Source organism: Rhodanobacter sp. FW102-FHT14D06, from assembly GCF_043950705.1.
Lineage (GTDB): Bacteria > Pseudomonadota > Gammaproteobacteria > Xanthomonadales > Rhodanobacteraceae > Rhodanobacter.
The window spans coordinates 2,170,606-2,183,037 of record NZ_CP170722.1 but is presented as its reverse complement, the minus strand read 5'-3'; the positions used below and the strand labels follow the sequence as shown (position 1 = coordinate 2,183,037).

At 71.2% G+C, this 12,432-nt stretch carries 9 protein-coding genes; all 9 read right to left on the bottom strand.

Going from position 1 to position 12,432, the window contains the following annotated elements:
- Positions 1-55: 55 nt before the first annotated feature.
- Genes ACFCQI_RS09860 through ACFCQI_RS09820 form a run of 9 tightly spaced genes read right to left on the bottom strand, consistent with a single transcriptional unit; the run spans position 56 to position 12,427 of the window.
- The gene (locus ACFCQI_RS09860) at positions 56-1,693 is read right to left on the bottom strand and encodes a DUF6519 domain-containing protein (protein ID WP_395116206.1); all 1,638 of its coding nucleotides are present in this window, start codon (positions 1,691-1,693) and stop codon (positions 56-58) included.
- A gap of 10 nt (positions 1,694-1,703) precedes the next feature.
- Positions 1,704-3,938 carry a hypothetical protein gene (locus tag ACFCQI_RS09855; RefSeq protein ID WP_395116204.1) on the bottom strand — a complete coding sequence of 745 codons (2,235 nt, stop codon included), beginning with the start codon at positions 3,936-3,938 and terminating at the stop codon, positions 1,704-1,706.
- The gene (locus ACFCQI_RS09850) at positions 3,935-7,039 is read right to left on the bottom strand and encodes a putative baseplate assembly protein (protein WP_395116202.1); all 3,105 of its coding nucleotides are present in this window, start codon (positions 7,037-7,039) and stop codon (positions 3,935-3,937) included. The genes ACFCQI_RS09855 and ACFCQI_RS09850 overlap by 4 nt, the downstream gene beginning before the upstream one ends.
- Positions 7,036-9,759, bottom strand: coding sequence for a putative baseplate assembly protein (locus ACFCQI_RS09845; RefSeq protein WP_395116200.1), 2,724 nt, complete (start codon positions 9,757-9,759; stop codon positions 7,036-7,038). Before ACFCQI_RS09845 ends, ACFCQI_RS09850 begins: the two co-directional genes overlap by 4 nt.
- On the bottom strand, positions 9,756-10,115 hold the full coding sequence (locus ACFCQI_RS09840) for a GPW/gp25 family protein (RefSeq protein WP_395116198.1): 360 nt from the start codon (positions 10,113-10,115) through the stop codon (positions 9,756-9,758). Before ACFCQI_RS09840 ends, ACFCQI_RS09845 begins: the two co-directional genes overlap by 4 nt.
- 10 nt (positions 10,116-10,125) lie before the next feature.
- A complete protein-coding gene (locus ACFCQI_RS09835) occupies positions 10,126-10,449 on the bottom strand; it encodes a hypothetical protein (RefSeq protein WP_395116196.1) in 324 nt (107 codons plus the stop codon).
- Positions 10,450-10,460: 11 nt separating this feature from the next.
- Complete coding sequence (locus tag ACFCQI_RS09830) at positions 10,461-10,967, bottom strand: phage baseplate assembly protein V (RefSeq protein WP_395116194.1); 507 nt, start codon at positions 10,965-10,967, stop codon at positions 10,461-10,463.
- A 10-nt stretch (positions 10,968-10,977) separates the two neighbouring features.
- Positions 10,978-12,114, bottom strand: coding sequence for a hypothetical protein (locus ACFCQI_RS09825; protein ID WP_395116192.1), 1,137 nt, complete (start codon positions 12,112-12,114; stop codon positions 10,978-10,980).
- Entirely contained in the window at positions 12,107-12,427 is a 321-nt protein-coding gene (locus ACFCQI_RS09820) for a LysM domain-containing protein (RefSeq protein WP_395116190.1), read from the bottom strand. The genes ACFCQI_RS09825 and ACFCQI_RS09820 overlap by 8 nt, the downstream gene beginning before the upstream one ends.
- Between the last annotated feature and the right edge of the window lie 5 nt (positions 12,428-12,432).

Here is a 12,432-nt window from a genome sequence, read left to right as displayed (position 1 = left end):
GGGGCCGTTTCCTCGTTGATGTTCTCGGGCGGAAAAGACGTCGGCACGACGATGCTCAGGCCGGGCCGGCGGGTTTCACCGGCTTGCGGGTTCGCTTGCGCCTGGCACCACCCGCCACCGTGGACTTGGCCGCGCCGGCCGTGGGCGCGGCGGACAACTTGTGCGTGGTCGTGCCGGGCGTGGCCTTGGTCGAGGCACGCAGCAACTCGCACAGGCTGTCGAAGCGGCAGCAGCATTCGTCGTAGCCGCCGTTGTCGCCGCTGACGCCAAGCACCGCGTGGTGATGCAATCCGCGCGGCGGCAGCGCGGCGGGCGCCGTACCCGTCATCGGCCAGTCGAGCTGGCCGTTGCCGGCCACCCGCGCGGGAATCAGCCAGTAGTCGCCGGTGGCATACAACCCGCCCGGTTCGAAGCTGACCTGGATGCCGTCCTCCAGCGCGATCGGCGCGCCTTCGGCCACGGCCAGCACACCTTGCGCATTCACCGCCTCGCGCTGGTCCCAGCGGCGCAGCAGCGGATGCCGGCGCGGGTCGTCGTCCAGCGGCCACGGCGTGGTGTTCTTCGGCACGTTCAGGGTGACGCTGCAGCTTGCCAGGTCGATCGCGATCACCTGCAGCAGCGGATACGCGCGCTGCCCCAGCGTGTAGCGGTCGTCGACCAGTTCCACCCAGTCGTTCGCCGCCAGCCCGAGCCGGGCATCGCGACCGAGCCGGGCCAGCGTCACCGTGAGCGGCGCACTGCCGTCATCGGCCGCCGCGCCGAGGTCGCTGCGCATGACCGGAAACACCACCGAGCCGTTCTCGCGCGACCACTTGAAGCTGGCCGTGCCGGCCGGCCCACCCTGATGGATCTCGACCCGGTACAGCTGGTTCTCGCAGCCGCGGTAGCGCGCGTCGGCGGCGATCACGCAGGGATCGTCGTCGGACTCCTGCGGAGCCAGCTCCGCGCGCAATCGCGGCAACGCGTACGCCGCACGCGCGCCGAGCAGCTGGCGCAGCAACGCGCAGGGCGAGGCGTTGGTCTGGTTGCCGCCGTCGAGACCCTTGCGCAACTGCGCAACCTCGGCGAGCTGCTGCTTGATCGCAGCGGCGTCGGCAGAACTGCCGGCGGCCTGCTGGCGCGTCTTCAGTGCCGCGGTGACGTCGTCGAGCTGCTGCTGCGCCCGCGGCTGGTCGAGCAGGCGCAGCTGCCATACCACCTGCGCGCGCGAGGCGGTGTCGACGCCGTCCAGCGCCACGTCGGCGATGCCCGGCGCCTCCAGCGCGCACAGGTGCCGCTCCCACACGTCCAGCCACAGCGCAAAACCCGCCGGTGGATTCTCGAAACCGCTCTTGCCGTCGGCCACACCATAGTCGGGGGTCGGCGCGTTCGGTTGCTGCGCCAGCGTGCACGCGGCCTCGTTCACGCACAGGATGCCGTCGACGTAGAAATGCCCCGGCGCCAGCTGCCAGTCGGTCAGCGGCAACGGCTTGCTGCTGCCGTCGGCGTTGGTGGTGCTGGCGGTGATGCCGAAGCCGCTGCCGGCGGCCCAGCACGGGCCGACCAGGTCGCGCGCCAGGCTGCGCAGCAGGTGCAGCTGGATGTGCGCCTGTTCGTTCCAGTCCGCCTCCAGCAGCACGCGTCCCTGCTGCTGGAACACCTGGCTGTAATGCAGGGTCGGGTCGAAGCTGACGCGTGCGAAGTCGCCTTTCATGGTCGATCTCCTAATTCGCGAAAAGAATGCCGGCGTCCGTGCCCGCCGGAACGTATTCGGTCAGCCGCGCCGCGAGGTTCGCCTCGCGCTGCGGTTCGTACAGGTCGTGCCAGACGCCCATCGCCGAACGGTCGGACGCGCCGCGGCGGATCTCCGCGCAGCAGCCGTCGGCCAGGCGCAGGTAGTGCGGCGTGCCGTAGCGCCGGCTGCGGAACTGCGGCACCACGCGCAGCCGTTCGTGCTCGCGCTGCTCCGGTGCCACCGCGGCCAGCGCCAGGTCGGGCTGGCAGTGGAAGCGACGCGGCGTGCGCGAACCGCCCGCCACGTAGCAGAAGCGCACGCAGCCCTGCTGCCGGCGCAGCACGCGCAGCGGACCGGCGAAGATCGAGTCCTCGGCCAGCGCGATGCCATGCGCCTGCACTTCGCCGATCACCGTGCAGCGGCGGAAGCCGGCCTCGACGTACGCCACCACCTCGTCCGGCGCACCCAGCGCCACGCGCTCCATGCCGGTGGCGTCGAGGATGCTGTCGCACAGTTCCAGCGGCGGCGGCTCGCCGCGGCGCTCGGGGCTGATCACCATGATCGCGCCGAGGATGCTGTGCTCGACACGCAGCGCCGCGCGCGTGCCATCGAGCGTGACGCTGGGCTCGCCCGGGCGCTTCGGGTCGCAGTCGCAGTGCAGCGCCCAGCCCGGCACCAGCGTGCAGTGGCGGATCAGCAGCTCGCACAGGTCGTCGTCTGCGGCGGCCTCGTCGCCCGGCCCGTGCACCTCGATGCCGCGACCCACGATCAGCAAGCCGTCCAGCAGCACGCGGCTGCCGGCGCGGCCGCTGACGCTGAGCGCGTCCGGCTGGCTGGCACGCACGTCGAGCAGGCGCAGCACCGGCCGCGTGCGCTCGGCGGCGCGCAGCTGGATCGCCTCGCCCGCATCGAGCTGCAAGTCGATGCTGCCCTCGTACACGCCACTTTCGGCCAGCTCGATCACCAGTGCGCGCAACGCCGGCGTGGCCGCCTTGGCCTGCGCCCACGCCGCCAGTGCGTCGGCGATGCTGCCGAAGTGGCCGGTCGGCCAGCCGACGCTCGCCGCGTGATCCGGCAAGGCGGCATGCACCACGTAGCGCGTGGCACCTTCCAGCTCCGGCGTGAGCCGCGCGTATTCGCCGCCGCCGAGGTCGGCGGCGAAGCCGTACTGGTAGCTCACCCACACGCCGCGCTTCGGCCGCTGGTTGGCCGGGAACAGCAGGCGGCCGCGCTCGGGGTCGACTGCCACGCGCCCGCGCTTGACCTGCCCGCGCCAGCCGGACAGATCCGCCGGCACCAGCAGCTCGCGCGGCACCGGCACTCCCTGCCCCTTCGCCGGCCAGTCCGGCGCCCACACCTGCACGCTGCGGCCGTCGCCATAGAGTTTGGCCGCCACGCTGGCGTAGTCGGCCAGCGGCCCGCGCTCGGCGAAACGCCAGCGGCGCAACGGCAGCGGCAGGTTGCGCTCGTCGGCGATGTGGGTGGGTTCGGTTTCCGCCATCGGGCGCTGGAACAGCGGCGTGTCGTTGCCGAGCACGCTGAAGCTGAAGCACTGCGGGCCACGCTCCTCGATGCAGTACGCCGGCGTGCAGCTCACCGGGTAGCTGCGCAGGCGGCAGGCGAACACGCCGACCGCCGGGATGTTGTGGCGGCCGCGCCGATGCCGGCTGCCCATGCGCCGCAGGTCGACGCTGTGCGCGAACGGATCGAACGCGCCGTTCGCCCAGCCGAGTCGCTGCAGCCGCCCGGGATCGCGCAGGTCGGCCATGCCGCCGCGGTGCGGATGTTGATGATCGAGGTGCTGCATCCAGCCGAGCCGGCGGTAGAACTCCACCGCGCGCGCCGGCCAGCCCGCCGCGTCGCGGGACAGGTCTTCCAGCAGCGACAGCGTGCCCTTGCGCCGCCGCGCGTCGATCGTGTTCGCCACGTCGGCGCGCGGCGCCAGCATGCGGCCGAGGCTGGCGTCGCGGCGCCCGTCCTCGCCCAGCGTGGCCGCTTCCGGCAACAAGCTGTAACCGAGCAGGTCGCCGATATACGGCACCACCCAGTCGTCGCAGGTCTCGATGAACCAGTTGTCGTACAGCCGGGCGATGTCCTGCTCGAGCACATCGGCCTGGCTGGCCAGCACGCGCAGGAAGTCGCGCAGCGGCCAGCCCTGCTCCGCATCGCGCATGCGATAGACCACCGGCAGCAGGTCGTACAGCCGATCCGGGCGCACAGTCATGGCATGGCCTCCTGCAGCAGCAAGGTGTCGGGGACGTTCGGCGGCAGGTAGGCGAGCTGCGCCGGGCGCAGCGTGCCGGTGTCGTCGTAGCGGGCGGGCAGCACCGGCACGCGCGGCGACACCGTCGTGGCGGTCGCGGCGGTGACGTGGGTCATCAACGCGGCGCCATCGCCCTGCTTGCCGTTGTCGCCGGCGCCGAAGCCGGCCAGCAGGGACGCCTCGTCGAGGCTGCCGAACGCGTCCACGTCGACCCAGGCCACGCCGCGCACCGCCTGCATGCAGGCGACCAGTTCGCTGAGATAGACGCTCTGCGCCAGCGCGCGCCGCTCGAAGCCGAACGCGTCCAGCAGCGCCGCGCGCACGGCCGGCTCGACCGATTCCCATGCGAAGTCCGGCAACAGCCCCACCTTCGCGCTCACGGTCAGCGCCAGCAGCTCGCGCATGTCCAGGCGCACCGACAGCGACGGATCGCCGTAGCGCTGCAGTGCCTGCAGCAGGTTGCGGTAGAGGTCGGAGCTCGGGTCGATCGGCGCATCGGCGGCACCGGCGATGGTCACCTGCACCCGGTGGCCGAGCTTGACCGCCGCCGCCTTGCCGACGCCGCCGAACGTGCGCGCGAAGTCGGCGTAGTCCGGCACCGAGACCAGCCGGTCCAGCGCCAGCACTGCCAGCGGCACGTTGCGGCGCGCCTGGTCGCGTGTCTCCGCGTCGGCGCCGCCGGAGGCACGCAACGGGTTGATCACGTCCTTGACGCCGAGCGGCCGCGTCGCCAGCAGGCTGACCTGCTGCGCGCGCACGTTGCCCGGCGTGCCGATGCCGTTGCGGTAGGTGGCGACGATGTTCTCGATGCCGGTAGGCAACCGCGCGCCGTGCGTGCCGTCGCCGAACTGCACGGTGGTCTTGCCGCCGTCGTCGATGGCGGTGACGAAGTGGCGCTCGGCCGCGCCGGCGAAGGCGAGGTTGCGCGTCTCGTGCCACTGCATGCCGTTGACGCGCAGCGTGAGCGTGCTCTGCACGCCGTCGACGGTGGCGGCGGAAACGTACGTCAGCGGCGACTGCTTCAGCACGAAGGCCTGCATCGACAACGCGCCATTGCCGCTGCCGAGCACCTCGTTGCGCGTCTCGCCATGGGTGGCGCGCACCACGTTGGCGCGCACCGTCACGCTGTCGCGCACGTAGCTGTATGCCAGGCCCTGGTTGGCGAACACCAGGGTGCTGTGCACCGTGTCGCCGGGCAGGTTCGCGTCCACGCCCTGCTCCACCGCGGCCAGCATCACCAGCTCGGCGGCGGTCACCGCATCGGTACCCGGCACGTCGCTGCGCCGGCCCTCGACGATCACCCAGCGCCCGGCCTTGAGGCCGTCGACGGCGGTGTCGAGGGTGAGCCGGGTGGCGTTGTCCCTGGTCGTGCGCGATGCGCTGTCATCGGCAACCCGGCCGACCGTGTCGGCGATGGTCAGCTCGGCCAGCGACAACGGTTCGCTCTGCGCATGCACCTGCGTGCTGCGCAAGGCCGTCATGCTGGGTACCTGCCACACCACCGAGTCGCCATCCGCCGACGGATCATCGAGCGTGATCTCGGTGGTCTTGCCGCTGATGCCGTAGCTCAGCTGCGGATGAACCTGCACGCTCTTCACCCGCGCCACCGTGGGAACGTCGCCAGACGGTTGGATGACCAGGTAACTGCCCGCCATCACACCGTCGTAGCCATTGTCCAGGCGCACGACATTCGGATCCTCGTCCAGCGAAAGCTCGGTGGTGGCGACCTTCGAGGTCGAACCGCCATGACCATCGGGCGTCTGCGTGATGGAGATGCTTTGCGGCGCGTTGTAGCCGAACAGCGGTGCGGACACGCGCAGTGCATGGACACCGCTCAGTGCCGGCGAAGGCTCGCCCTGCGGCACGCTGGTCCAGGCGCGGTAGAAGTTGTCGGCCAGCCGCGCCTCGAAATTCAGCAGCAGCTGCGGGCGCACGTCGCTGGCCTTGCCCAGCGCGCTGGCGACGTTGCGTTGCAGGCGGAAACGGCTGGCCGGCTGCAGGGTCGGCGTGAGCGTCAGCGCGCCGAACAGCGCGCCGAAGCCGCCCGGCGACACGGCGGACGGCGGAGCCGTGCCGAACGCCGCATCCACCGCGTTCTTGAAATCGTCGACGGCCGGCGGCCCGGCGGGAATGCCATCCAGCCGGCGACTCATCAGCGCGTCGAAGCTGCCGCCGTTGTCGCCGCCCAGCAGCAGATCCCTGCGCGCGGACTCGATGCCTTCCAGCCATCTTTCGCGATGGGGCCCGGCGGCCGACGCGTTCAACGCGGCGATCGCCTGGTTCGCCGCCGCCACGATCTGCACCGTCGCCGCGTCGACCGGCTGCAACGACACCTTGCTGCGCCCGCTCTGCTGCTGCACCTCGACCGACCGCACCAGGCGGATCGCCTGCACGCCGGTGGCGAGGTCGCCGAACAGGAACAGCAGGCGATCGTTCGGCTTGAGGTTGCTGGCGGTGCTCGCGATCCACAGCTCGCCGAGGCCGGCGACGTTGTCGAGCGTGATGTTCTGCGGCCGGGTCAGTCGCGGCTGCAGCGCGTTCCATTCGTGGCGCGCATCCAGCGGCTCGGCGGTCTCGAACGTCTGCATCTGCTCGCCCGGCGCGGGCACCGACTGCGCGCGTGCGCCGGCGGCAATCGTCACCGGCGGCGAATCCTTCTCCACCGTGTAGGCGAGGTACACGCTGGCGGCGACGCCGGGGCGCAGGCGGTAGTCGACCAGCCGCGCCAGCTCCAGCACCGAGCGGCGTTCGGTGGCGGTGCGCAGGTAGCCTTCGTTGGCGATGCGTTCCTGGTAGAACGTGAGCACGTCGGCGCCGACCGCCCACGCGTCGAGCAGCGCCATCGCCGGATCGTCCTGCTCGCGCGTGCGCAGCCCGGCCAGCGCCGGCAGTGCGGCATCGCTCAAGTCGGCTTGCATGGTGGCGCGGAAGTCGGCATAGGTGCCGACGCGATACGCGAGGCTGTTGAGCCCCGGCCGGTTGGTCAACGACAACGGCGTGCCGGCGGTCGCGCCGCAACCGCAGGCGCAGGCGTGTTTGCCACAGGCGCTACAGCAGCTCATCGGCCACCTCCCATGTTGAAGCTGATGCTGCCGTGGTCGGGATGATCCGGGTCGTTGTCGAGCTGGGCGATTTCGCGCGCGGCCAGGTGCAATACGCCGTCGTCGGGCACGCCCTCGGTCGGGTCGTCGGCGCGCGCCAGGCACGACACTTCGACGTGGGCCACGCCGGTGATCGACTGCGCCTCGGCCAGCAGGGCGCTGGCGAACACCGGCGCACCCAGCTTCAGCCGGTCCGGATGGAAGAAACCGGGCGTGCCGTCACGGCGCAGGCCCGAACCAAAGCGGTCGCGCAGCTCGGCCTCGACGTGGGCGACGAGGAAGTCCGGCAGCACGCAGACGAACAACGCGATGCGCAGCGGCACGTAGCAGGCCGCATGCACCTCGACGTCGTGCCCGATGCGGCGATAGCGCTCCAGTTGCGCCCTGATCCGCCGCGCCAGCCCGGCCGGCAGGTTCTCGCGGCCGAGCGGGTCAACCATCACGTCGGCGGCGTACCAGCTGCCGCTCCACTCCAGCGCGGCGGCGGCGCCCTGCAGCTCCGGCGCCTGCGCGGCGAACCTCGCGTAGTCGTCGGCGACGACTGCGCGGAGTGATTTGGCGCGGAATGCGCCGGGCGCATACAGCTTCACCTCGGCCAGGCTCTCCGGCGCGGTGCCGCCGCTGGCCGGCAACGGGTTGCGCGGCACCAGGTCGGCGGACAGCACGCCCGACTTCAGCGCCAGCCACACGATGCTGTCGCGCCCCGCGTTGCCGGCCGGGCCGTTGCCGATGCGCGAGGCGGCGCGGAAGAAGTCGCCGGCCTGCGGCTGCGCGCCCAGCACGCCGTCGCCGAAGCGCAGGTGGGCGGCGCCGTCGTCGTCGATCTCGACCACGAAGTGGCGATCGTCCGGACCGCTCTCCAGCAGGTCCTGGCGCGGCTGCCACTGCCAGCGCGGATCGGGCGTGCCGGCGACCAGCACGTCGGCCAGCGCTCCGCCGTATACGCTCAACTGAGGCAGCGCCTGGCGCGGGTCGCGCGCCAGCAGCCGACACACCGGCGCATGCGGCGGCAATGGTTCGGCCCAGGTCAGCGGCGTATCCGGCAATACGTGGCCGGTGTCGACGGGCGGGCGGCGCACGTCCTGCACCGCGCCGTCGCAGCGGCAGCAGCCGTAGTGCGTGCCGCCCGGCACCAGCCAGCAATCCTCCACCAGCGTGCCGCAGCGCGTGCAGGCATCCGGCATCGCGGCGAGCGCGGCGGTCAGCCCGGGGTAATCGCCGTCGCTGCCGGTCGGCATGCAGATCGCGGTGGACGTGCACTGGCCGCGCACGTGTTCGCCGTGGTCGACCAGCAGCACATTGCCGCACGCCAGGCTGACGTCGTGCAGCCAGGCGCAGTCCGGCGCCGGCGTGCGCACCGACAGGCACAGGTCGAATGGCAGCGCGTCGCAGGCATCCCACGCCACCTCCAGCAGCAACGTTCCGTCGAGCGGATCGACGGACGTCCGGACGTCCGTGAGGCGTACCGCGTGCCGGTGTGCGGGATCGGCATCGGCCGGGTTGCCGGTCTGCGGTCCCCGCACTTCCTCGAAGATCAGCAGGTCGCCAGCCACGAGTTTCAGCGCACGTTGCAGCACCGTGGCCGCGACGGCGTCCGTCGCTGCCGGCAGCGTCGATGGCGGCGTGTCGATCAGGGTCGCCCGTGTGCTGCCGCGTGGCAGGCAGCACAGCTCGTCGCCCCAGCTGTGCAGCCGGATCGCGCTGTGCGCGGCGACCACGTCGAACGTGGCCATGCCGTCCAGCGGCATCGGCTCGTAGATCAGCGCACCCTGCGCGCGCGCCGCGTCGAGCTGGGCCACGTCGATCACGCCGGGTTGCGGATGGCCCTGCCCGGGCGGCGGCACCAGCAACAGCAGGTTGTCCAGCTCGAGGCTCAGGTCGTTGCTCGATGCCAGCGTGACGAAGGCGCGCGCATTGCAGCCTTCGTGCATGCGGTAGTCGACCAGCCGCGCATGCCGGCGCACCGAGATGCGCTTGCGTGCGGTGCCCAGGTAGGCCTCGGTGGCGACCGCGTCCTGGTAGTAGCTGAGGTAGTCGGCGGTGTATGCCAGCGTCTCCACCAGCGCGATGCCGAGGTCCGGCACGTGGCGCTCCTGCCATGCCGGCAGGTCCAGTGCGAGGCGGTCGAGGAACAGCTGGCGGAAGCTGGCATAGTCCTTCGCCAGGTAGTTGATCTCCGGCGCGGGCGACGGTGGCGACACGCACGGCGCCTCGTCCGCGCAATCCAGCGTCTTCGCGCAGTCCAGGCGGAAGTGCAGCGTGACGCAGGCGTAGCGCGGATCGAAGCCGGGATAGGCCTGCCAGCTCGCCGGGTCGTTGCCCGAGGCCGCATCCACCAGGCACAGGCAGTACGCGGTATGGTCGCCTTCGCGATCGAGCACCACGCGCAGGCAGGCATCGTCGTGCAGCTCCGGTTCCAGCTCGGGGTTCACGCTGAGCACGCGCAGCCCGGTGATACGGTCGCCGCCGCTGATCCGCACGTTGGCCACGCCGAGGCCCTGCGGAATCTCGCCGAACAAATGCACGCACAGGCTCACGCCGTCGTCGCTCACCTCGACGTAGTCGATGCCGTTGAGCGTGCCGGCCAGCCGCAACTTGTCGCGCCGCGCCGGCACGCCGCAGGCCGGCAGCGGCGCGCAGCCGATCGTGCCGGGACTCGCATGGGCGTTCGCGCGGTTCATGGCAGGCTCCGCACGAAGCTGTCGCTGCGCGTGTCGCCGCTGGCGCGCACGGTGTAGCTGAGGTCGACGCGCAGGGCGGCGTCCTCGCTGCTGACTTCGAGCTTGCCCACGTCGATCACGTCGCCCAGCCAGCGCTGCAGCGCCGCCTGCAGGGTGAACTGCAGCGCGGCGGCCAGCTCCGGACTGTTCGGCGCGAACACCAGCTGCAGCAGTCCGCTGCCGAAGTCGGGCCGGTTCACGCGTTCGCCGGGGCTGGTGAACAGCAGCTGCTCGATCATGTCGCGCACGTGTTCGTCGTCGCCGGTTTCCGCGCTGCGGCCGCGGTTGTCGAAATGGAATGGGTAATCCATGTTCATGATGACGTCCTCACATCGCGGTGACGCGCGTCTGGCTGGCGACGATCAGCAGCGGCGTGCCGGTCGGCGCGCAGATCGCCTGGCTGTCGATGAGCAGCAGCGGCTGGCCGTTGGAAGTCACGCGGGTGGCGGCAGTGACGAACTGCGCGCTGACGCATGGCCCGTTTGCCGCCGTCGGCGGCGGCAGCGCGCAGCCGGCGACCAGCCACGGCGCCGGCATCGTCACCGTGGGCTGGCCGCTGACGGTGACGCGCGGATTCGGTGCGGTGGCCTGCGCCTGCCCGCCGTGCGAGCAGAGCACGCTGGCACCGACATGGATGAGGAAGCCCGGCATCGCGCATCTCCCTAGGTCACTACCAGCGCGCCGTTGTTGACCGTCACCGTCGGCCCGGCCAGCACGATGGTGGCGCCCTGGCCGTTGGAGATGGTGATGCCGATCTCGTTGACCATGATCATCGCGCCGGTGACGCTCTTCAGCAGGATGCCGCCGGCCGGCCCCGGCACGTCGCTGATCGCGATGGTGTTCTGCAGGCCCGACTGCAGCACCACGCTCGGACTGGCCGGATTGCCGGCCAGCGCCAGCGCCGGCACTTCCGCCGCGCTGCCCCAGAAGCCGCCGACCCAGACCGGATAATCCGGGTCGCCCTGCTCGAACTCGATCCACACGCCGGCGCCGATCTGCGGCACCACGTACACGCCGCTCTGCTTGCCGGCGATCGGCACGCACGGCATCGCCCAGCTGGACGGGATCAGCCCGGACACGTCCGGCACCATCACCTGGATGCGCCCGCGCTGTTCCGGGTCCACGTTCTGGACCACCGTGCCGCGGTACTTGCCGAAGAACCGGTTCATGACGGGATCCTCATGCCGGCACCAGCGGCACGGTGGAAACCAGGCCCTTGCGCGACAGCTGGAAGCTCTGCCGGTACTCGCCGCGGCGGATCGTGTGGCGCACCTGGGTGACGTAGTGCAGGCCGTCGAACGCGGGGCCGACGCCGCGCACGCCGACCAGCTGGCGCGGCTGCAGCACGCGGCCGTAGCGCACCACGTCGAGGCTGCCACGGCCGGTGACGGTGTCGGCGGATTTCGCCGCCTCGGCCATGCCCAGCAGCAGCGCGCGCTGCGGCGAATACTTCGCGGTCTCGGGCAAGGGGCGGAACTGCTGCGGCGGCGGATCGATCAGGCCCAGCGGCGGATTGAGCGGGCCGATGTCGGGGATCGGCAGCGGCAACGGCACCTTGGTCTGCTCGTTCTGGATGTAGACCACCGGCAGCTGCCGCGCGTTGCCGTCGTAGCTGAAACTGAGCTCGTCGACGTTGCTGGCCGCGTCCATGTCCGCGTTCAGCGCCGGCTGCGGCACGCCCACCTTGATCTTCGGCCCCCAGTACGCGGTGCTCATGCCGGGCAGCGGGCCGGGCTCGAGGTAGAACACGTAGCCGACGCGCTCGGCCAGCAGGCGGATGTATTCCAGGTCGCTGCCCTGCTGGGTCGGGATGCGATTGGTCGGGATCGGCACGTCGATCGCGATGCTGGGGATCACCAGCGGCACGATGCCGAGGAACGCGTATTTCGCCAGCAGCAGCGCCACGATCGCCTCGGCCGGCATCGCCGGATACGGCAGGCCGGGCAGGCCGGAGAATTCCAGCTTGGTCATCACCGCGGTGAGGTCGTCGCCGGTGACCTGCAGCGTGGTGTGGCGCTGGTCCGCGCCCGGCACCACTTCGGTGCGGGTCACCACGCCGTCGATCAGCACCTGCGGCATGCCGTTCACGGTGACCACCACGATCACCCGCAGCAGCGGCACCACGCCGCCGCCCGAGAGCAGGAACAGCGTGTGCAGCGGCGACTGCACGCTCAGCGTGAACTGCAGGGTGAACGCGCCGGCAGCTTCGTCCGGCGCGTTCACCTCGATCCGGGTGAGCGCGTCCAGCACGAGCTGCGGCACCGGCACCGGCACCACCGGCCCGACCAACAGCGTCAGGTGGACGCCCTCAAGCATGCGGCACCCCCGGGATGCCTTCGGGCAAGGTGATGCGCAGCTTTTTCCCGATCGTCGCGGTCAGTTCCTCCGGGCACAGCGCGCGATTCGCGTCGCACAGCCGCCAGAACTGTTCGGGGTCGCCCAGGTACTTCGCCGCGATGTTGTCCAGCCGCTCGCCCTGCACCACACGATGCCACTGCAGCAGGGCGAGGTTTTCCGGCGGCGGCACGAAGCGGCGCTTCAGGTACGTCACTGCGGTGCCGTCGGCGCGCACGAGGCTCGTGGTGGGCGTCAGCGCGTAGCGGCTGGTGGGCGGGAAGTTCGAGGTCATGGAAG